This window comes from Streptomyces sp. LZ34, assembly GCF_053890475.1.
This window is the reverse complement of sequence record NZ_CM132680.1, coordinates 12,165,882-12,185,957: the sequence shown is the minus strand read 5'-3', so window position 1 is coordinate 12,185,957 and position 20,076 is coordinate 12,165,882. Positions and strand designations below refer to the sequence as shown.

Sequence of the window (20,076 nt, the reverse complement as noted above, 5' to 3'; positions counted from 1 at the left end):
CGGGGCGTCTGGCCTGTCCGTCCGGCGGAAATGTGTGGGAACGATTGCACAGCGGTCCCCGGCGCTGCGGTGTCGCGCCGACACCCGGCCATAGATCCGATCTTTAACGCCATACCTTCCCCTCTTCCCCCTCAATCGCGCCTGCCCCCTCCCCAGTTATCGGATGACTATGTAACGTATCCGCCTCGGGAGGCAATCATGGCGAGATCTGTCAGACGCACCACCCTGGCTCTTCTGCTCAGCGGCGTGCTCGCGATGACGCTGTTCGTCACGGCGCCCGCACACGCGAAGGACTCCACGTGGACCGTCAGCGGCCCCTCGGCGCGCTCCGGTCCGCAGGCCCGACTACAACTCGACGCGACCACGGGAGCGCTGACGCTCCAGGTGTCGCGGGGCGGCCGTACGGTGCTCGAGCCCTCGCCCGTCGGCATCCGCACCGAGGGCGCGGATCTGTCGCGGGGCCTGCGGCTCCTGGGGCGCGAGCGCCGTGTGGTCGCGGAGCGCTACCGGGCCACCGTCGGCAAACAACGCTCGCGCGACGTACGCATGACCGAGGCGAGGTTCCGCTTCCGCGGCGACGGGGGCGCCCGGTTCGACCTCGTGGTCCGTGTCTCGGACGACGGCGTCGCCTACCGCTACGTCCTGCCGAAGGGCAGCGGGGACGTCCTCGGCGAGACCTCGGCCTTCACGCTTCCGGCGGACGCGGCCGCGTGGCTCGGCGCCTACCGGCGCGACAACGAGAACCTGTTCACCGAGTACTCGGCGGCCGACGCGCCGACCGGCGAGTACATGGCGCAGGCGCTGTTCGAGACGCGGGGCACCTACGCCCTGATCGCCGAATCGGACCTCAGCGGCCGCTACTCCGCCGCCCGTCTGGTGCACGAGGCGGGCCGGCCCACCTATCGCATCGGGCTGTGGGACGAGCGCGTCACCTCCGACGGCGGGCTGAGCACACCGTGGCGGGCGCTGATCGTGGGCGATCTCGCGACCGTCACGGAGTCCACCTTCACCGATGACCTCGCGCCCGCCTCGCGGGTCGCCGACACCTCGTGGATCCGGCCGGGGCCCGCCCTGTGGACCTGGCTGGCCGGCGGACGCCCGGCCGGCCAGAGCCTGTCGATGCAGAAGGGGTACGTGGACTACGCGGCCCAGCGCGGCTGGCCGTATGTCGTGGTCGACGCCGGCTGGTACTTCGACCCGGACCAGTGGGACGTCACCGACCCCAACTGGCAGACGAACAGCTGGATCCCGGAGCTCGCGACGTACGCGCGGGAGCGCGGCGTCGGCATCCAGGTCTGGATCCACCACCGCGATCTGGACACGGCCGAGGAGCGCGAGCAGTGGCTGCCCACGCTGGAGAGGTGGGGCGTGAAGGGGGTGAAGATCGACTTCATGGACTCCGAGTCCCAGTCCACGCTGCGCTGGTACGACGAGATCCTCCCGGCCACCGCCGCCCACCATCTGCTGGTCAACTTCCACGGCTCGACGATCCCCAAGGGCATCCAGCGCACCTGGCCGCACGTGATGACGATGGAAGGGGTCAACGGCGAGGAGAAGCGCGTCAACACCCCGCAGCACCTGACCGTCCTCCCCTTCACCCGCAACGTCATCGGCTCCATGGACTTCACCCCCGGCGCCTTCCACCGCCCGCAGCGCCCCAACGCGGGTTCGGATGCTGGCGAGTTGGGTTTGTCCGTGCTGTACGAGTCGGGCATCCAGAACCTCGCGGGCACCCCCGAGTCGTATGACGCGCGCCCGCTCGCGCGGGGCTTCCTCGAACAGCTCCCCGCGGCCTGGGACCGCACCCGGCTGCTCGCGGGGCGGCCCGGCGAGAGCGCGGTGCTGGCCCGGGCGAGCGGCGGGCGGTGGTTCATCGGCGGCACCTTCGCCGGTGCCGCCCGCACCGCCGAGGTGCCGCTGCGGCTGGGGTCGGGCACCTGGTTGGTCGATCTGGTCCTCGACGGCCCGGACGGCCTGGTCCGCGAAGCTCGCGTGGCGCGCGGCGGGGACACCCTGTCCGTACCGGTCGTCGCGGACGGCGGCTTCGCGGCCATCGCCTGCCGCTGGCACCCCGGCCGCACCAGCTGCGACCGGCCGACCGCCTGAGCCGGGAGCCGGCACCACTCCCCCCGCCGCGCCGGACCACACCGGCGCGGCGGGGGGCGCAACGGTGCGGCGGGCTCAGCCCGCGCGACCGGCGCTTCCGCGCACTTCGATTCCGTCGAGGAGCTTGCGGGTGGCCTCGGCCACCGCCTCGACTGCCTGGTCGAAGACCTCGCGGTTATGGGCGGCGGGCGCGCGGAACCCGGACACCTTGCGGACGTACTGCAGTGCAGCCGCCTCGATGTCCTCGTCGTGCGGCTCGGGGGTCATGGGCGGGCGGAGTGTCTTGATGCTGCGGCACATGCCTCCAGTGTGCGCCCCGGCTGTGACAACAAGGGCTTCAGTCCCCCAGGTGATCGATCTCCCGCATCTTGTTCGTCGCGTCCAGGGCGGCGACCTTGTAGGACTCGGCGAAGGTCGGATAGTTGAACACCGCGTCGACCAGGTAGTCGACAGTGCCGCCGCAGCCCATCACCGCCTGGCCGATGTGGATCAGCTCGGTCGCGCCGGTGCCGAAGCAGTGCACCCCCAGCAGCCGCCGGTCCTCCGGGGACACCAGCAGCTTCAGCATGCCGTGCGAATCGCCGACGATCTGGCCGCGGGCCAGCTCGCGGTAGCGCGAGACGCCGACCTCGAAAGGCACGCAGGCGTCGGTGAGCTGGTCCTCGGTGCGGCCGATGAAGCTGATCTCGGGGATGCTGTAGATGCCGATGGGCTGTAGGTCGTGGATCGGGTTCACCGGCTCGTCACAGGCGTGGTACGCGGCGCTGCGGCCCTGCTCCATCGAGGTGGCGGCGAGCGCGGGGAACCCGATGACGTCGCCGACGGCATAGATGTGCGGCACGGCCGTACGGTAGTGCTCGTCCACCGCGATCCGGCCCCGCCGATCGGCTGTCAGGCCCGCCCTGCCGAGGTCGAGGTCGTCGGTCAGCCCCTGACGGCCGGCGGAGTACATCACCGCGTCGGCGGGGATCTTCTTCCCGCTCTCCAGCACGGTCAGGGCGCCGCGGGCGTGGCGCTCGACCGCCGCGACCGTCTCGCCGAAGCGGAAGGTGACGGCGAGGTCCCGCAGCCGGTACTTCAGCGCCTCGACCACCTCGACATCGCAGAAGTCCAGCATGCCCTCGCGCTGCTCGACCACCGTGACCTTGCTGCCCAGGGCGGCGAACATGGAGGCGTATTCGATGCCGATCACCCCCGCGCCCACGATGACCATGGAGCGCGGCACCCGCTCCATGTTCAGGACGCTGTCGGAGTCCATGATCGTCCGTTCGTCGAACTCCACGGACGCCGGGCGCGCCGGGCGGGTGCCGGTGGCGATCACGATATGGCGCGCGGTCAGCAGCTGTTCGTGGCCGCCGGCATCGCGCACGGCGACGGTATGGTCGTCCACGAAGCGTCCGGTCCCGGCGAACAGCGCGACCCGGTTGCGGGACAACTGGCTGCGGATGACGTCCACTTCGCGGCTGACCACATGCTGGGTACGGGCCGTCAGGTCGGCGACGGTGATCTCGTCCTTGAGCCGGTAGCTCTGGCCGTACAGATCGCGCTGCGTCAGCCCGGTGAGGTAGAGCACCGCCTCCCGCAGGGTCTTGGAGGGAACGGTCCCGGTGTGTATGGAGACGCCGCCGACCATGTCCGGGCGGTCGACGACGGCCACGCGGCGGCCGAGCTTGGCCGCGGCGATGGCTGCTTTCTGGCCACCCGGGCCGGATCCGATCACGAGCATGTCAAAGTCGGGCACCTGAGAAGTCTGACACCCGATGCCACCCGCCCGGAAGGGCTTCGCGGCCTCAGGCGCGGCGGTCGGGGCGGCGGCCGGGGGGCTGGCGCGGCTCGGGACGGGCGGTGTGCTCGGGGACCTTGCGGGTCTGCGGCGACTTCTCGGTGACGGTGAGCGGCCGCCCGTAGTGGCGGATCTCCAGCGGGGCGCCGCGCACCAAGGTGTAAATGGTGGTGTCGTCGGTGATCTCCACCCGCAGGTTCCTGCCCAGCACCTGGACGGTGAAGGCCAGCCGGGCCAGTTTCTCCGGCAGCTTGGGGGAGAAGCCGAGGGTGCCGTCGCTGTGGCGCATGCCGCCGAATCCGGCCACCAGCGCGATCCAGGTGCCGGCCAGCGAGGCGATGTGCAGTCCGTCGCGGGTGTTGTGCTCCAGGTCCCTGAGGTCCATCAGGGCGGCTTCGCCCAAGTAGTCGTAGGCCAGGCGCAGATGACCCACCTCGGCGGCCATGACGGCCTGGGCGCAGGCGGACAGGGAGGAGTCGCGGACGGTCAGCGCCTCGTAGTACGCGAAGTTGCGCGCCTTCTCCTCCGCCGTGAAGGCATCGCCGCGCAGATACATCGCCAGCACCAGGTCGGCCTGTTTGACGACCTGCTTGCGGTACAGGTCGAAGTAGGGGAAGTGCAGCATCAGCGGGTACTGGTCGGGGTGTGTGCTCTCGAACTCCCACACCTGGTGGTCGGTGAAGTCGGCCGACTGCTCGTGGACGCCCAGGGTCTTGTTGTACGGGATCGTCATGGCCTCGGCGGCGTCCCGCCAGGCCGCGGCCTCCTCGTCGTCGACGCCCAGCACTGCGCCCTTGGCCGGATGACGCTCGACGACGTCGGCGGCGGCGCGCAGGTTCGACTGGGCCATGAGGTTGGTGTACACGTTGTCGTCGCCGAGCGCGCTGTACTCGTCGGGGCCGGTCACCCCGTCGATGTGGAAGCGGCCGTGGTGATCGTGGTGGCCCAGCGAGCGCCACAGCCGGGCTGTTTCCACCAGCAGTTCCACCGCACTCTCGCGTTCGAAGTCGTCGTCGTCGGTGGCCGAGACATAGCGCACCACGGCGTCGGCCACATCCGCGTTGACATGGAAGGCCGCCGTGCCGGCCGGCCAGTACCCGGAGCACTCGGACCCGTCGATGGTGCGCCAGGGGAAGGTGGCGCCGTGGTGGCCGAGCTGGCGGGCCCGCTCCCGGGCGGCGGGCAGCGTGGACTGCCGCCAGCGCAGCGCCTCGGCGACGGATTCGGGGAAGGTGTACGTGAGCAGCGGCAGCACGAAGGTGTCGGTGTCCCAGAAGGAGTGTCCGTCGTAGCCCGCCCCGGTGAGGCCCTTGGCGGGGATCGCCCGCTCCTCCGCGCGGGCCCCGGCCTGCAGTACGTGGAAGAGGGCGAAGCGCACGGCCTGCTGGATCTCGGCATCGCCCTCGACCTCGACGTCCGCGCGGCTCCAGAAGTCCTCGAGCCAGCCCCGCTGCTGGTCCACCAGACCGTCCCAGCCGGTGCTCGCGGCGCCGGCCAGCGCGGCCTCCACCTGGTCCAGTACGGCCGGCAGCGAGCGCGCGCCGGACCAGCCGTAGGCGACCAGCTTCTCCAGCCGCAGCACCTCGCCCGGCTGGAGCACCGAGGTGACGGTGAGCCGGGCGACGTCCTCGCTGCTCTCGCTGGAGGTGCGGGTGGGCGGCGGCCCGCTGACGAAGTGGTCGGCGGCGGCGGCGACCCGCAGCCGGCTCGCCTCGGTGCAGTGGATCAGACGCAGCCGCATGTCCCTGGCGGCGTGATCCTCGGGCAGCAGCGGGGACTCCAGGGCCGCGGCGACCCGGGGGTCGCCGGCGCGCTGCGGGAGTTGCTCGTTGGCGACCAGTTCGGACTGGATGACCATCCGGACCTCGGCGTCCACGGCCTCCACCTCGTACGCGATGGCGGCGATGGCCCGCTGGGTGAGGGAGACCAGCCTGGTGGAGCGCACCTTCACGGTGGTGCCGGAGGGGGAGGTCCACTCGCAGGTGCGGTGCAGCAGCCCGCCGCGCAGATCGAGCACGCGCTCGTGGGAGCGCAGCCGCCCGTAGCGCAGGTCGAAGGGCTCGTCGTCCACCAACAGCCTGATGATCTTGCCATTGGTGACGTTGATCATGGTCTGGCCGGACTCGGGGTAGCCGTAGCCGGCCTCGGCGTACGGCAGGGGGCGCAGCTCGTGCACGCCGTTGAGGTAGGAGCCGGGCCAGCCGTGCGGCTCGCCCTCGTCCAGATTGCCGCGCCAGCCGACGTGGCCGTTGGAGAGCGCGAAGACGGACTCGCTCTGCGGCAGCACATCGAGGTGGAGCTCGGTCTCGCGCAGCATCCAGGGGTCGACGGCGTACGAGGAATCGGTGATCACGAGGCGTCCTCCTCCAGCAGCTCCGCGAGGTCCCGCACCACGATGTCCGCGCCGTGGGCGCGCAGCGCCTCGGCCTGGCCGACCCGGTCGACGCCCACGACATCACCGAAGTGTCCGGCGCGGCCGGCTTCCATACCCGCCAGGGCGTCCTCGAACACCGCGGCGGCCGCGGGGGCGACGCCCAGATCGCGGGCCGCTTCCAGGAAGGTGTCCGGGTGCGGCTTGCCCGCCAGCCCGCGCTCGGCGGCGACGACGCCGTCGATACGGACCTCGAAGAGATGTTCTATTTTCGCGGAGATCAGGACATCGCGGCAGTTGGCGCTCGAGGAGACGACCGCGGTGCGCAGGCCCGCGGCACGGACCGCCTCGACGAAGCGGACCGACCCCGGGTACGCCTCGACCCCCTCTTTCCTGATCTTCTCCAGGACCAGGGCGTTCTTGCGGGTGCCGAGGCCGTGCACCGTGTCCAGGCCGGGCGGGTCCTGGTCCGTCCCCTCGGGCAGCTCGATCCCCCGGGACGCCAGGAAGGTGCGCACCCCGTCGGCGCGAGGCCGCCCGTCCACGTATTCGTCGTAGTCGCCGACCTTGTCGAAGGGGCGGAAGGCGGGACCGTCGCGGCGCCGGAGGAAGTCGTCGAACATCTCCTTCCACGCCGCCGCGTGGATCACCGCGGTGCGGGTCAGCACACCGTCGAGGTCGAACAGGCAGGCCCGGACGGACTCCGGAAGGCGGAGCTTGGTCATGGCTCCCGGTTCCCCAGCAGTCGCCGGAGTATGCGCCGAATCCGCGACTCGGCGAGGGGGCGCCCCCAGCTACCGCTGGGAGGTGCCCCCGCCAGCGGTAGCTGAGGGAGAACCGAGCCTCAAAAAAGGGATCAGCGTGGCGTGATGGTGCGGCCGGTGCGGCGGGAGGCGTCGGCGGCCTCCAGGATGGCCACCACCTCGCGGCCGAACCGCACGTCGCAGGGGTCGCCGCTGCCGGTGCGGGCGCCGCGCAGCAGCCGGTCGACGGCGGCGGTGAACGCCTCGACGGCGCTGATCCCCGCGTCGGGGACGGCGGCCACGCCCTGTTCGCCGTAGAAGTCGCAGGTGTGCGCGACGGCGGCGGGCCGGGCGTCCAGAGTGAGCGCGAGCGTGCCGACCGCCCCCGAACGGTGGCGCAGCAGCACATGCGCCGCCCCGCGCGGTCCGCCGACCGCGGTGACCTCCGCGACCGGGCCCAGCACGGGCAGCAGGACGGACAGGGCGTGTGGGCCGACGTCCCACAGGCCGCCGCGCTCCCGCCGCCACGCGGAGCGGCCGTAGGGGTTGCCGGGCCGGAAGATGGAGGCGAAGGCCGTCGCCCGGCCGCCGTCCCAGCCGCCGTCGGCCGCGGCCCGGGTGAGGAAGTCCTCCACGGGCTGGGCGAAGCGGCGGGTGAAGAACACCACGGAGGCGAGCCGGCGCTCCTCGACGGCGTCCACCACGCGATCGGCGTCCTCGGTGGTGAAGGCGAGCGGCTTGTCGAGCAGCAGATGGCGTCCGGCGCGCGCGGCGCGCAGCGCCAGGTCGCCCTGGATGTCCGGCGGAAGGGCCACGGCGACCGCCTCGACGTCGGCGATCAGCTCGTCGGCCCGGTCGTAGGCCCGGATGCCGTACCGGTCGGCCAGCGCCCGCGCCTTGGCCGGGTCGCGGCCCCAGACGCCCGCCAGCTCCGCCTCGGGGTGCGCGGCGAGGGCCGCGCCCTGGGTTTCCGCCGCCCAGTGGCCTGTGCCCAGCAGTCCGAACCGCAATGCCGCCCCCTTTGTCTCCCGGTGCTCCGCTGTCTTCCGGCGCCCCGTCCGCTGCCGGGCGTGATCCTACGCCGCGCGACGGGGGCCGACGGAAGAGGGCCGGACGCCGGCGGTGCCCCCGCGCGGGGGAGGCCCGCCACCCGGTCGGGTGCGGGGGCGCGCCGCGGGGCCATGGGGGTGGCAGTGTGAGCCTCGGCCCGGCCGGTCCGGGCAGAGCGGCCACCGCGGCCGTACCGGGCAGCGGAAGGCCGCGTCCTGTGGCACGGCCGCGTCCCCCACCGCGTCTTCGCCCGCACCACCGCTGGAGGAATCCCGTGGCCCGTGGCCCGATCCGCCCGTGTCGCCCGGAAGGCGGGGCGACCGCCCCGCGCGCCGGCGGTCCGCGGGCCCTGCCGCTCACCATGGTGCGCCCCTCCCCCGCCCGGCGGCGGGCCGTGCGGCTGCGGGTGGCCGGGGCGCTGCTGCTGGCGTGCGCCGCGGCTTCCGCGTGTGCCGCCTCCGACGAGCAGGCGCGGCCGGCCCGCGAGAAGCCGTCGCGGGCCACCAGCGCACCGCCGTCGGCCGCCGCCTCGAAGGCCGACGCCGCCCGGCTGCTGCCCGGGATGCCACCGCCGCTGGACCCGCACGACCTGTACGCGGCCGACCGGCCGGGCAGGCTGTCCCCGGTGGTCAAGGGGATCCCGTCGCGGGTGTATGTGCCGAACACGCTGTCCAACACGGTCAGCGTCATCGACCCCAAGACGTACAAGGTGATCCGCACCCTCCAGGTCGGCAGCCAGCCGCAGCACGTCGTGCCCTCCTGGGACCTGAAGACGCTGTGGGTCAACAACGACCTCGGCAACAGCCTGACCCCGATCGACCCGGCCACCGGGAAGGCCGGCCGCCCGGTGGACGTCCACGACCCGTACAACCTCTACTTCACCCCGGACGGCAAGCACGCGGTGGTGATGGCATCCATGGACCGGGCCCTGGTGTTCCGGGACGCGCACACCATGCACGTGGTGAAGTCGGTGCCGGTGTCGTGCTACGGCGTCAACCACGCGGACTTCTCCCCCGACGGCCGCTACTTCATCGTGTCCTGCGAGTTCTCCGGCGAGCTGCTGAAGGTGGACACGGTCCGGATGAAGGTGACCGGGCAGCAGCGGCTGCCGCTCGCGGGCGCCATGCCGCAGGACGTGAAGATCTCGCCGGACGGCCGGACCTGGTACATCGCCGACATGGTGGCCGACGGGGTGTGGGTGCTGGACGGGGACGCCTTCACCCGCCCGCGACTGCTGCCGACCGGCCAGGGCGCCCACGGTCTGTATGTCAGCCGGGACTCCCGCCACATGTACATCACCAACCGCGGCGAGGGCAGCGTCTCGGTCCTGTCGTTCGCCACCGGCAAGCTGGTGGAGCGCTGGCGGCTGCCCGGCGGCGGCAGCCCCGACATGGGCGGGGTCTCCGCCGACGGAAAGGTGCTGTGGCTCTCCGGCCGCTACCACTCCGAGGTGTACGCGATCGCCACCCGCGACGGCCGACTGCTGGCCCGGATCCCCGTGGGCGGCGGCCCGCACGGGCTGGCCGTCTTTCCCCAGCCGGGCCGCTACTCCCTGGGCCACACCGGCGTCTTCCGCTGAGCCACTCGCGGGTGACCCGCCGCACGGTTTCCCGGCCGCGGGCCGTCTTCCCTCCTCCGACCACCCCCGCTAGCGTGACGCGGACATGCCCAAATGGGGGTCAAGGGGAGGAGTCGCGAGTCGCGATGGAGAACGACAGCAGGACACGGCGTCAGTTCCTGGCCACGGCGGGAACCACCGGCGGCGCCCTCGCGCTGGGCACCACGATGGCCTCCCCCGCGTCGGCCGCGCCCAAGGCGGCCCGCACCGTCGCCGTGCTCGGCGGCGGGGTCTCGGGGCTGAGCGCCGCACAGGAGCTGGCCGAGCGGGGGTTCGCGGTCACGGTGTACGAGCGCAACCGCACCCTCGGCGGCAAGGCCCGCAGCATGGACGTGCCGGGCACCGGGAGCGGCGGGCGCAGGGCCCTGCCGGGCGAGCACGGATTCCGCTTTTTCCCGGGTTTCTACCGAAATCTCCCGGACACGCTGCGCCGGATCCCCTTCCCCGGCAACGCGGGCGGCTGCCGGGACAACCTGGTCGCCGCGACCGAGGAACTGTTGGCCCGCAACGGCGGCACCCCGGATCTGCGGCTGCCGTTCCGCACCCTCACCGCGCCGCCCGCCCCGGGCTCCCTCACCCCCGACGCGCTGCTGCAGACCCTCATCGGGTTCCTGGACACCGCGCTCGGCCTGCCCGCCACCGAGACCGCGTACTTCGCGAACCGCGTCCTGGTCCACTTGACCAGCTGCGACCTGCGCCGCGAGCGGCAGTGGGAGCAGATGCCGTGGTGGGACTTCGTCAAGGCCGAGAAGATGTCGCACGACTATCAGCGGCTGCTGGCCGTCGGCATCACCCGCAACATCGTCGCCACCAAGGCGGAGGAGGCCAGCACCCGCACCGTCGCCCGGATCCTCCAGGCGTTCGTGTACAACGTCCTCGCGCGGGGCCACGACGGAGAGCCGGACCGGGTGCTGAACGCTCCGACCAGCGAGGCGTGGATCGATCCGTGGGAGACGCAGCTGCGCTCGCTGGGCGTGCGGTTCGAGCTCGGCGCCGAGGTGACGGAGCTGACGTACGAGGGCGGGCGGATCACCGGGGCGCGCCTGAAGGACCCGGACACCGGCGCGACCCACACCGCCACCGCCGACCACTACCTCAGCGCGCTGCCCGTCGAACACGCCCGCGCCACGTGGGGCGCGTCGCTGCGGGCCGCCGATCCGCAGCTGGCCCGCTGCGACAGGCTGCGGACGGACTGGATGGTCGGGGTCCAGTTCTACCTGCGCACCCCCACCCCGATCCTGAACGGGCATGTGGACTGCGTGGACTCGCCCTGGTCGATCACCGCCGTCGGGCAGGCGCAGTTCTGGAAGGGGCGCGACTTCCCCGCCGACTACGGGGACGGGCAGGTCGCCGACTGCCTGTCCACCATCGTCTCCGAGTGGGACAAGCCGGGGATCCTGTACGGGAAGACCGCCAAGCAGTGCACCCGCGAGGAGGTCGTCCGCGAGATCTGGGCGCAGTTGAAGGACAGCCTGCACGACACCGGGCGGACGGTGCTGCGCGACGCGGATGTGCACGCGTGGTTCATGGACCCGGCCGTCGGGGGGCTCGGCGGGCCCTCGCCCACCAACCGCGAGCAGCTCCTGATCCACCCGGCCGGCACCTGGTACAACCGCCCCACCGCCGCCACCGCCGTGCCCAATCTCTTCCTCGCCGGGGACTACGTGGCCACGGACATCGACCTGGCGACGATGGAAGGCGCCAACGAGTCGGCGCGCCGGGCCGTCAACGCGCTCCTGGACGCGGAGGGCTCGAGCGCCCCGCGGTGCGCCATCTGGACGCTGTACCAGCCGCCGGAGCTGGAGCCGCTGCGCCGCGTCGACGAGACCCGCTACCGGCTGGGGCTGCCCAACGCGTTCGACCTCGGCTGACCCGCAAAGGTATGGACCTGTACATGACCATCCGGTACGGTCCACCGGCACACACCACCGAACGGGGGCCGACCCTGGAGGCGTCGCATGCCTGCCCGCAGCTCCGCGCCACGTGTCACAAGGCTCTGGTTCGCCGCACCCGTCGCCGCCGCGGTCTCGGCTCTGGCGCTCGCCTGGCCCGCCGACGCCGCGTTCATCTGGGACGGGGACGCCGGCGCCTCCGCCGGCACCGGCATCTACGGGCTCATGAACTGCGACTCCCCCGGCAGCGTCACCGCCACCACGGACTCCCAGCGCGGCAAGGTGTGGAAGTACGACAAGCCGAGCGGCAGCAACCGCTGCGAGAGCCACGGCATCAAGGTCGACGGGTCCAAGTACGCCTTCCAGAACGGGAAGACGTACTGGTTCGGCTGGTCCAGCAAGCTCTCCAGCACCGTCGACAACAACGCCAACTTCCAGTGGAAGTCCTACGGCGACCACATCCAGAACTGGCCCGTGGTGCTGAAGATGGTCGGCGGCCGGGCCACCGTGATCCAGCGCCAGCCCGGCAATCAGGTCCATACGATCTGGTCGGCCCCGGTCTCGGCGAACCAGTGGAACCACTACGCCATCGGGCTGCATCTGTCGGACGCCACCAAGGGCGGCTGGGTCGAGCTCTACTTCAACGGCAAGCAGCAGACCTTCGGCGACGGCTCCACCCGCTGGGCCTGCCGCACCTGGGACAGCAGCAACGACCCCAAGTGGGGCGTGTACGGAGCCGAGGGCAGCAGGGTGGTCGACTACATCGACGACCTCAAGGTCGGCACCACGCGCGACGACGTCGACTGACGACGGGTCGCGGTGCTCAGATCCGCCAGGAGCGGATGCGGCCCGCCGCGTCGTAGACGTCGGCCTTGCTGGACAGGATGTCGCGGACCAGGTCGATCAGCGCGCCGTACGGCGGATCGATGCCCTCGCCCGAGGCGTGCATATAGGCGACGGCCGTGGCGCTGGCGAATCGCGCGTTGCTCGCCGGAAGTGGCCTGAGCAACGCGATGGTGTGCAGCAGCGCCGCGGCGCGCCACGCGGGGTCCGGGTCGACACCCAGGCGCGGCGGGTCGACGCGATGCCGGGCCACGGCGGCGACCAGTCCGGAGAAGTCGGAGATGGAGGGCTGTTCGGGCATGACCTCCTCATGGCGCTGCAGCAGCCAGGGGACGTCGATATGCAGTAGCGGGACCATGATCAGGCGGCCTGTCCCGGGTCGTGGGGGCGGTGTTCGTCGTCGGGGAACGCGTCGGCGAACGCCTGCGCGTTGTCCGCGAAGAAGCGCCGGAAGACCTCAGCACCCTCCTGCAGCGCACGGTGGCGGGCGATGTCGGCGACGGTCGCCTCCCGGACGAGGGCCTTCATCGTGGTGCCACGCTCCTTGGCGATCTGGCGGAGGTCCTCAAGTTCCCGATCGCTGAATTCCACGTTGAGAGCTGACATGCTCCCAGCCTACTTGCCAGGTACCGCGACAGCAATCGCCGCAGGTCAAATATTGTTTTTGTAGGTACTTGACAAGTATTTCCGAGCACCCAGGGGGCTTGGCGCCGCTGGGCCCGTACGGCGTGGTGGCCGCCGAACACCTGCGGGTACGGTGAGCCGCACCACAGGAGAAAGAGGGATCATGGAGCAGCGGGAGTTCGCCCGGATCGGCCGGAAAGTCTCCGTCGTCGGGCTGGGGACCTGGCAGCTGGGCGCGGGCTGGGGCGAGGTCGGCGAGGAGGACGCGCTGGCCGTGCTGGACGCGGCCGTCGAGTCGGGGGTGACCTTCTTCGACACCGCCGATGTGTACGGGGACGGGCGCAGCGAGCGGCTCATCGGGCGCTATCTCCAGGGCCGCCCGGACGCGCGGATCTTCGTGGCGACCAAGATGGGGCGGCGGCTGATGCCGCAGGCCGCGGAGAACTACACACTGGACAACTTCCTGGCATGGACGGACCGTTCGCGGGCCAACCTCGGGGTGGACACCCTGGATCTGGTGCAGCTGCACTGCCCGCCGTCGTCGGTGCACTCCGCCGAAGCCGTCTTCGACGCACTGGACACACTGGTGGAGCGGGGGCGTGTCGCGGCGTACGGGGTGAGCGTGGAGACCTGCGAGGAGGCGCTGGCGGCGATCGAGCGCCCGGGGACGGCGAGCGTGCAGATCATCCTCAATCCGTTCCGGCTCAAGCCGCTGGAGCGGGTGCTGCCCGCGGCCGCGGCGGCCGGGGTGGGGATCATCGCGCGGGTGCCGCTGGCGTCCGGTCTGCTGTCCGGCCGGTACACCAAGGACACGGTGTTCTCCGAGGACGACCACCGCACGTACAACCGCCACGGCGAGCAGTTCGACCAGGGCGAGACCTTCTCGGGGGTGGACTTCGCGGCGGGCGTCGAGGCGGCGGTGGAGTTCGGGGAGCTGGCGCCCGAGGGGGCGACGGCCGCGCAGACCGCCCTGCGGTGGGTCGTCCAGCAGCCCGGGGTGACCTCGGTCATCCCGGGGGCGCGCTCGCCCGAGCAGGCGCGGGCGAACGCCGAGGCGGCGGCGCTGCCCGCGCTGGAGCGGGGCACGCTGGACGCGGTCCGTGATCTGTACGACCGGCGGATCCGCGCCCAGGTGCACCGCCGCTGGTAGCGCCGACAGCGCTGGTGGGGGTGGTCAGTTCGGGAAGCCGGCGGCCTGTGCCCACCCGCTGAGCTCGCGCTGTGCCGCGGCGCGCAGCTCGGCCGAGGGGGCGGCGCTGCCGTCGGCGACCAGCGCGTAGTGGAGGGTTCCGGCGCCGGGCGGCGCGGACAGCAGCAGCCGCCTGGCGTCCGTGCCGCCGTTCTCCGCCGCGGTGGCCACGGGGTGGTCGGCGGTGTGCCCGTGCGCGGTGTAGGCAGGCGGGCCGGTGACGGTGCCCAGATCGGAGACGACGGTGGTGGTGGCGGGGTCGAAGTCGCGGGGCAGGTGCAGTTCGGTGGGGGCCTCGGTGGTGCCGTTCTGGCGCCACACCAGCATTCCGTAGCGTCCCGAGCCCACCAGCCGCGCCACGTTGGGCAGGCTGCTGGGGACACGGTCCCAGCTCAGGGTGGTGGAGCCGTCGCGCGAGCGGTCCTCGAAGGTGAAGGCGAGGGTGCGGCCCGCGACCGCGCTCGGGTAGAGGCGGTCCAGGAGCCGGGCGTCCTGGCGGAGCACGGCCGCTCCCGAGTCGTCGAGCCGGACGGCCGAGAGGTCCTCGTCGTTCCAGGCGTCGCCGGCGGTGAGGATCTTGTCGGGGTTGCCGTTCATCGCCTCGTGGTGGCGCCCGTTGTACAGGTCCCACTGCCACTGGTTGGCGGAGAGGACCGGGCCGGAGGCGGCGGCCCGGCTCCACCAGGTGGCGCCGCTGAGCCGGGAGTCCAGCGCCTGGTACAGGCCCTTGACCACGGTCGGCGCCTTGTCGGAGGTGAAGCCGGTCAGCGGGTGTCCGTACTCGCTGACGACGGCCGTGGTGCCGAGCGCCGAGGCGCGGTCGCGCACGGTGGCGAAGTCGGTGGCGTACTGGCCGTCCTGGGCCTTGCCGGGCATGAAGATGCCGGAGATGGCCTTCTGGTCGTAGAAGTGGGTGTTGAACACATAGCGGGAGCCGATGGCGCCGGCGTCGAGCAGGCCGCCCTCGTGGCGCTGGAAGTCGATGTTGGAGTTCCAGAACAGGTTGGGTTCCACGAAGGCGGGCTTGTCGTCCCAGCCCGCGGCGTCCATGCGAGCCCGGAACCTCTCATAGAACGGCCACAGGACGTCCTTCTCCCAGGCGCGGCTGGACTGGCCGTCGTCGTAGCGGCCCGCGTACGGCTCGTTGTACGGGTCGAAGCCGACGACGCGGGCGAACTCGTCGGCGGTCAGGTGGCGGGCGAGGTAGGCCATCGTCTTCTCTGCGGTGGCCAGGAAGGCGTCCTGGACCCGGACCGTCCCGGCGGAGGTCTCCAGGGCGCGGTTCTTCCAGAAGTCGCGGGTGGCGTCCTGGACGGCCGGGTTCTGGGTGATGTTCTGGCCCCAGTGGACGCAGATGCCGCAGGACTCCTTGGCGTAGCCGCCGGCCTTGACGACCCATGCGGGCGCGCCGTCGCCGGAGTACCAGCTGTCCTTGTCGAACAGGTGGCGGGAGTAGAGGTCCTGGTGGAAGTCGGGGTAGATCCGTATCCCGGCGTCCAGGAAGGCGCGTATCTGCTCGGTGGCCTTCCGCAGATACTCCTCGTCGACCTTGCCGGGCTCGGGCTCGGCGTGGGCCCAGGACAGCAGGAAGCGGACGGAGTTGGCGCCGGTGAGGCCGCGCATGGCCTGGGCGGACTTCCGGGCGTCGGCGGTGTCGGCGAAGGGCAGGCCGCCCTTCTCCGCCAGCTTGACCTCGCCGGAGACATTGAATCCGCGCAGCACGACCTCGCGCCCGTGGCCGTCGGTGAACCGGCCGCCCTGGACGGAGATCCGGTCCGCGGCCGGGCCGTCGGACCAGGGCGGCTCGGCGGCGGCCGCCGTGCCGCCCGGGGCGGCGACGGCCGCCATGAGCAGCAGGGCGGCCGCCCCGAGCAGTCGTGCGCGGCCCGTTCGAAGACGAGCCCTCATCCCGTGCGTCACTGTGGTCGCCATGAACCTACCGTCGGGTAAACATGAGCGTCCGTCAACATATCCGGCGGCACACGGGCGGGGGAGCTTCCCCTCCTCCCCGCTCAGTCTCGTCAGCGGTGGCCGAACCAGCTCATCGCGGGCAGGGCCTTGTCGCCGTAGTCGAACAGGGCCTGGTTCTCCCAGGCGTTGCCGGAGTTGGGGTCGGCGGGGTCCCAGCCGCTGCCCTTGACCGCGGTCCAGGCCGGCTCCCAGTAGACGACGCCGAGGCCCCGGCCGCCCGGCACCGCCTCCACCACGTTCATCACATCGCGGAGGTTGGCGGCCTGGCCGGCGGGGGTGGCCGGGTAGCCGTCGACGAGCTGGTCGGCGGTGGCGACGTTGTTCGCCAGGCCGTCGTCGCCTGCGAGGGTGTGGGCGTAGGCGGTCTCGGCGACCAGCACGGGCTTGCCGTAGCGGGCCGCCACGTCGTCCAGGTTGGCCTGAAGGTCGGACAGCGGGCCGTGCCAGTAGCCGTAGTACGACAGGGCGATGACGTCGAACGGCACCTTCTGCGCGACCGCCTGGTCGAACCACCACCTGGTGCCCGCGTTGTCCCCGCCCTTCGCGAGATGCAGCGCGACCCTGGTGTCGGACGAGACGGCCTTGGCGGCGTTCGCACCGGAGGTGAGCAGCCCGGCGAGCTGGGAGAAGTTGCTGGTGGAGCCCTCGGGCCAGAGCATGCCGCCGTTGATCTCATTGCCGATCTGGACCATGTCGGCCGTCGTGCCCTGCGCCTTGAGTGCGCTGAGGACGTCGTAGGTGTGGTCGTACACGTCCTGCTTCAGCCGGCTGTAGTCGTGCCCCGCCCAGGCGGCGGGCTTGGTCTGCTTGCCGGGGTCGGCCCAGGTGTCGGAGTAGTGGAAGTCGACCAGGAGCTTCATGCCCTGGGCCTTGGCGCGCTTGGCCATGGCCAGCACCCTGGTTTTGGTGTTGTAGCCGTCGGCCGGGTTCACCCATACCTTCAGCCGCGCGCAGTTCATGCCGGAGGCGCGCAGGATGGCCAGGGCGTCGCCGCTGGTGCCGTTCGCGGAACGGTAGGTGGCGCCGAACGCCTCGTTCTTGGCGAGGGTGGACACGTCCCCGCCCTTGACCGCGAGACCTGTGCCGCCTCGAGTGAAGGTGAGGTCGTCCAGGTTGGCCCACTCCCCCGCGTGCGCGTCGGAGTTGAGGCTGATGGTGCACTGGCCGCCGGTGACCGTGACCGAGGTGACCAGGCGGATCCACGCGCCGTTCGGGGTGGGCGGCAGATCGGTGCGCTGCTCGGCGCCGCCGCAGTCGCGCAGGGCGAGGTACGCCGCGCTCTGCCCGCCGCTGGAGCGCACCCAGGCACTGAGGGTGTAGGTGCCGTTCGCGAGGCCGGACAGGTACTGGTAGGTCTGCACCTGGTAGGCCGAGGAGGACCAGTGGGACAGCCGGTAGCCGCCGCTGTGGCCGCCGGACTCGGTGTAGGACGCGTTGTTGTTGCCGGCGGCGGAGTAGGTGCTCCAGCCGGACGGGGTGGCGGTGCCGGTGCCGTCGGCCTCGAATCCGGTGTTGGCCAGGGTGCTCGCGGCGTGCGCGGCCGGCGCGGGGAGCGCGGTCAGCAGCAGCGCGCCGAGGGCGGGGAGCGCGGCGGCTCGCAGCAGGGTGCGGGTGGTGCTCCGGGTGTCGTGCATCGTCGAGTCCCTTCGACAATGGGCGAGTGGGGGCATGAGCGTGTCTTGACGCGCTGTGCGGGCTGGACTGAGGAGCCGCGCAGCGACGGAGGAGCGAGCAGTGACGAGGGAAGCCCGCGCGTTGGAGCGCGCCGAGACTGAGCGGGAGGGAGGGGAATGAACGGAGTTGCGGTCGTTCAGCCGTCCAGGCGCAGCACGCGGACGGCGCCCGCGGGCACCGCGAGGTGTCCGGCGCTGCGCTCGCCGGTGAGCAGTTCGGTGCCGGGCGTGGGGTGGGGCACCTTGGCGTCGGTGTCGCCGTGGTTGATCGCGAAGAGGTAGCTGCCCAAGTCACCGGTGCGGTGCACCACCTCCACATCGCGGGGCAGGTCGGGGCGGTCCCCCAGGCCCGCGTCGGCGCAGACGGGGGCGAGCAGGGTCGCCAGGTCGTGGGGGGCGAGCCGGGTGGAGAGGTACCAGGCGATGCCCCGGCCGAGCCGGTGGCGGGTGACGGCGGGGTGCCCGGCGGCGAGGCCGTCGGCGTAGGTCCATACGGTCTCGGCGCCGCGCTCCACCACGATCTCGGACCAGACGTCGCCGGTGAGCTCGGCCCCGCCGGGCCCGGTGAGGCGCACCTGCCCGCCCTCGGCGAGCGGCGAGAACTCCTCGACCGTAAGTCCCAGGACGTCGCGCAGCGCGCCGGGGTAGGGGCCGGGGTGGACGGCGTCGTGTTCGTCGACGATGCCGGAGAAGCAGGAGACGACGAGGGTGCCGCCGCCCTCGACGTACGCGCGCAGGTTCTCCCCGGTGCGGGTGGTGGCGAGGTAGAGGGCGGGCACGACGACGAGCGGATAGCGGTTCAGGTCGGCTTCCGGGTGGGCGAAGTCGACGGTGAGGTGGCGGTCGTAGAGGACCTCGTAGAAGCTGTCGGCGCGTTCGCGGGCGTCCAGGTCCTCGCTCGGCCGCCACTCCAGCCGCTGCGCCCACCAGGACTGCCAGTCCCAGACCATCGCCGCGTCGGCGACCGTGCGGCTGCCCCGCAGCTCGCCCAGCTTCTCCAGGTCGGCCCCGAGCGCCACGACCTCGCGCCATACGCGGCTGTCGGTGCCGGCGTGCGGCAGCATCGCCGAGTGGAACTTCTCGGCGCCGCGCCGTGACTGGCGCCATTGGAAGAACAGGGCGCCCTCGGAGCCGCGGGCCACATGCCCCAGGCTGTTGCGGGCCATCTCCCCGGGCCGCTTGGCGGGGTTGCGCGGCTGCCAGCTGACGCCGCTGGTGGCGTGTTCGAGCAGCAGCCAGGGCGCGCCGCCGGCGACGGAGCGGGTCAGGTCGGCGGCCATGGCGAGGTTGACATGGGTGCGGCGGCCGTCGGTGATCAGATAGTGGTCGTTGGTGACCAGGTCGACCTCGCGGCCCCAGGCCCAGTAGTCGACCGAGTCGCACTGGCTGAGCGCGGTCATGAAGTTGGTGGTGACCGGGATGCCGGGGGACAGCCGGTGCAGGAGGTCGCGCTCGGCGGTGAAGTTGGCGCGCAGGGTGGCGTCGGCGAAGCGCGCGTAGTCCAGCAGCTGGGCGGGGTTGGCGACGGTGGGGGTGGCGCGCGGGGGGTTGATCTGCTCGAAGGTGCCGTAGCGCTGGCCCCAGAAGGCGGTGCCCCAGGCGTCGTTGACCGCGTCCAGGGTGGCGTAGCGCTCGCGCAGCCAGTGGCGGAAGCCGTCCGCGCAGGTGTCGCAGTAGCAGGCGTTGACCGGCACTCCGTACTCGTTGTGCACGTGCCACAGGGCGAGCGCGGGGTGGTCGCCGTAGCGCCGGGCGAGCTGTTCGGTGATGGCGGCCGCGGCCCGGCGGTAGGCAGGCGAGCTGTGGCAGATGGCGCCGCGTGAGCCGAATTCATAGCGCACGCCCTCCCGGCTGACCGGCAGCGCCTCGCGGTGGGCACGGTAGAACCAGGCGGGCGGGGCCACGGTGGGGGTGCCGAGGTCGACGGCGATACCTGCCTCGTGGAGCAGGGCGAGCAGCCGGTCCAGCCAGCCGAAGTCATAGCGTCCGGGCTCGGGTTCCAGCAGCGCCCAGGAGAAGATGCCGACGCTGACCATGGTCACCCCGGCCTCGCGCATCAGCCGGATGTCCTCGGGCCAGAGGGACTCGGGCCACTGCTCGGGGTTGTAGTCGCCGCCGTAGGCGAGGCCAGCCATCGGAACTCCTGGGAATCACTGGGAACGTGCACAGACCACATGCCAGCGGACGCTGCCAGATAACCGCATGGCCCCGAC

Annotated in this window: 15 protein-coding genes; 5 read left to right on the top strand and 10 right to left on the bottom strand. The window is 71.9% G+C overall.

What is annotated here, in order from left to right; genetic code table 11:
• Positions 1-198 precede the first annotated feature (198 nt).
• Complete coding sequence (locus ACWY4P_RS52185; protein ID WP_456207849.1) at positions 199-2,106, top strand: glycoside hydrolase family 97 catalytic domain-containing protein; 1,908 nt, start codon at positions 199-201, stop codon at positions 2,104-2,106.
• A gap of 75 nt (positions 2,107-2,181) precedes the next feature.
• Here ACWY4P_RS52185 and ACWY4P_RS52180 read toward each other — a convergent pair whose 3' ends face one another.
• The 5 genes from ACWY4P_RS52180 to ACWY4P_RS52160 all read right to left on the bottom strand — a co-directional run bounded on the left by ACWY4P_RS52180 (position 2,182) and on the right by ACWY4P_RS52160 (position 8,013).
• Entirely contained in the window at positions 2,182-2,406 is a 225-nt protein-coding gene (locus tag ACWY4P_RS52180; protein ID WP_456207848.1) for a DUF2277 domain-containing protein, read from the bottom strand.
• Positions 2,407-2,443: 37 nt separating this feature from the next.
• A complete protein-coding gene (gene sthA, locus ACWY4P_RS52175) occupies positions 2,444-3,847 on the bottom strand; it encodes a Si-specific NAD(P)(+) transhydrogenase (protein WP_456207847.1) in 1,404 nt (467 codons plus the stop codon).
• Positions 3,848-3,896: 49 nt separating this feature from the next.
• Positions 3,897-6,242, bottom strand: coding sequence for a glycoside hydrolase family 65 protein (locus ACWY4P_RS52170; protein ID WP_456207846.1), 2,346 nt, complete (start codon positions 6,240-6,242; stop codon positions 3,897-3,899).
• Positions 6,239-6,985, bottom strand: coding sequence for an HAD family hydrolase (locus ACWY4P_RS52165; protein WP_456207845.1), 747 nt, complete (start codon positions 6,983-6,985; stop codon positions 6,239-6,241). Before ACWY4P_RS52165 ends, ACWY4P_RS52170 begins: the two co-directional genes overlap by 4 nt.
• Before the next feature lie 131 nt (positions 6,986-7,116).
• The gene (locus tag ACWY4P_RS52160) at positions 7,117-8,013 is read right to left on the bottom strand and encodes a Gfo/Idh/MocA family protein (protein WP_456207844.1); all 897 of its coding nucleotides are present in this window, start codon (positions 8,011-8,013) and stop codon (positions 7,117-7,119) included.
• Between the two features lie 401 nt (positions 8,014-8,414).
• Between ACWY4P_RS52160 and ACWY4P_RS52155 the strand changes: the two genes are divergently transcribed.
• The 3 genes from ACWY4P_RS52155 to ACWY4P_RS52145 all read left to right on the top strand — a co-directional run bounded on the left by ACWY4P_RS52155 (position 8,415) and on the right by ACWY4P_RS52145 (position 12,370).
• Positions 8,415-9,632 (top strand): YVTN family beta-propeller repeat protein, encoded by a 1,218-nt coding sequence (locus ACWY4P_RS52155; RefSeq protein ID WP_456213336.1) that lies wholly within the window; start codon positions 8,415-8,417, stop codon positions 9,630-9,632.
• A 125-nt stretch (positions 9,633-9,757) separates the two neighbouring features.
• Entirely contained in the window at positions 9,758-11,542 is a 1,785-nt protein-coding gene (locus tag ACWY4P_RS52150; RefSeq protein ID WP_456207843.1) for a hydroxysqualene dehydroxylase, read from the top strand.
• A gap of 87 nt (positions 11,543-11,629) precedes the next feature.
• Positions 11,630-12,370, top strand: a complete 741-nt coding sequence (locus ACWY4P_RS52145; RefSeq protein ID WP_456207842.1) for a heparin lyase I family protein — start codon at positions 11,630-11,632, stop codon at positions 12,368-12,370.
• Between the two features lie 16 nt (positions 12,371-12,386).
• Here ACWY4P_RS52145 and ACWY4P_RS52140 read toward each other — a convergent pair whose 3' ends face one another.
• Positions 12,387-12,764, bottom strand: a complete 378-nt coding sequence (locus ACWY4P_RS52140) for a toxin Doc (protein ID WP_456207841.1) — start codon at positions 12,762-12,764, stop codon at positions 12,387-12,389.
• 2 nt (positions 12,765-12,766) lie between these two features.
• A complete protein-coding gene (locus ACWY4P_RS52135) occupies positions 12,767-13,012 on the bottom strand; it encodes a hypothetical protein (protein WP_014174261.1) in 246 nt (81 codons plus the stop codon).
• A 181-nt stretch (positions 13,013-13,193) separates the two neighbouring features.
• On the opposite strand from ACWY4P_RS52135, the gene ACWY4P_RS52130 reads away from it, so the two are divergent.
• Positions 13,194-14,180, top strand: a complete 987-nt coding sequence (locus tag ACWY4P_RS52130) for an aldo/keto reductase (RefSeq protein ID WP_456207840.1) — start codon at positions 13,194-13,196, stop codon at positions 14,178-14,180.
• 24 nt (positions 14,181-14,204) lie between these two features.
• On the opposite strand, the gene ACWY4P_RS52125 is transcribed toward ACWY4P_RS52130, so the two are convergent.
• From ACWY4P_RS52125 to ACWY4P_RS52115, 3 genes are all read right to left on the bottom strand, one after another.
• The gene (locus ACWY4P_RS52125) at positions 14,205-16,151 is read right to left on the bottom strand and encodes a cellulase family glycosylhydrolase (RefSeq protein WP_456207839.1); all 1,947 of its coding nucleotides are present in this window, start codon (positions 16,149-16,151) and stop codon (positions 14,205-14,207) included.
• 89 nt (positions 16,152-16,240) lie between these two features.
• A complete protein-coding gene (locus ACWY4P_RS52120) occupies positions 16,241-17,824 on the bottom strand; it encodes a glycosyl hydrolase 53 family protein (protein ID WP_456207838.1) in 1,584 nt (527 codons plus the stop codon).
• 176 nt (positions 17,825-18,000) lie between these two features.
• Positions 18,001-19,998: a beta-galactosidase gene (locus ACWY4P_RS52115; protein ID WP_456207837.1), complete on the bottom strand. Its 1,998-nt coding sequence runs from the start codon at positions 19,996-19,998 to the stop codon at positions 18,001-18,003.
• Between the last annotated feature and the right edge of the window lie 78 nt (positions 19,999-20,076).

What these genes read in the sequence shown, in the direction of transcription:
- ACWY4P_RS52130 (WP_456207840.1), top strand. Translation starts at nt 13,194, where the DNA reads ATGGAGCAGCGGGAGTTCGCCCGGATCGGCCGGAAAGTCTCCGTCGTC.
- ACWY4P_RS52145 (WP_456207842.1), top strand. Translation starts at nt 11,630, where the DNA reads ATGCCTGCCCGCAGCTCCGCGCCACGTGTCACAAGGCTCTGGTTCGCC.
- ACWY4P_RS52115 (WP_456207837.1), bottom strand. Translation starts at nt 19,998, where the DNA reads ATGGCTGGCCTCGCCTACGGCGGCGACTACAACCCCGAGCAGTGGCCC.
- ACWY4P_RS52185 (WP_456207849.1), top strand. Translation starts at nt 199, where the DNA reads ATGGCGAGATCTGTCAGACGCACCACCCTGGCTCTTCTGCTCAGCGGC.
- ACWY4P_RS52120 (WP_456207838.1), bottom strand. Translation starts at nt 17,824, where the DNA reads ATGCACGACACCCGGAGCACCACCCGCACCCTGCTGCGAGCCGCCGCG.
- ACWY4P_RS52135 (WP_014174261.1), bottom strand. Translation starts at nt 13,012, where the DNA reads ATGTCAGCTCTCAACGTGGAATTCAGCGATCGGGAACTTGAGGACCTC.
- ACWY4P_RS52165 (WP_456207845.1), bottom strand. Translation starts at nt 6,985, where the DNA reads ATGACCAAGCTCCGCCTTCCGGAGTCCGTCCGGGCCTGCCTGTTCGAC.
- ACWY4P_RS52180 (WP_456207848.1), bottom strand. Translation starts at nt 2,406, where the DNA reads ATGTGCCGCAGCATCAAGACACTCCGCCCGCCCATGACCCCCGAGCCG.
- ACWY4P_RS52155 (WP_456213336.1), top strand. Translation starts at nt 8,415, where the DNA reads ATGGTGCGCCCCTCCCCCGCCCGGCGGCGGGCCGTGCGGCTGCGGGTG.
- ACWY4P_RS52140 (WP_456207841.1), bottom strand. Translation starts at nt 12,764, where the DNA reads ATGGTCCCGCTACTGCATATCGACGTCCCCTGGCTGCTGCAGCGCCAT.
- ACWY4P_RS52150 (WP_456207843.1), top strand. Translation starts at nt 9,758, where the DNA reads ATGGAGAACGACAGCAGGACACGGCGTCAGTTCCTGGCCACGGCGGGA.
- ACWY4P_RS52125 (WP_456207839.1), bottom strand. Translation starts at nt 16,151, where the DNA reads ATGGCGACCACAGTGACGCACGGGATGAGGGCTCGTCTTCGAACGGGC.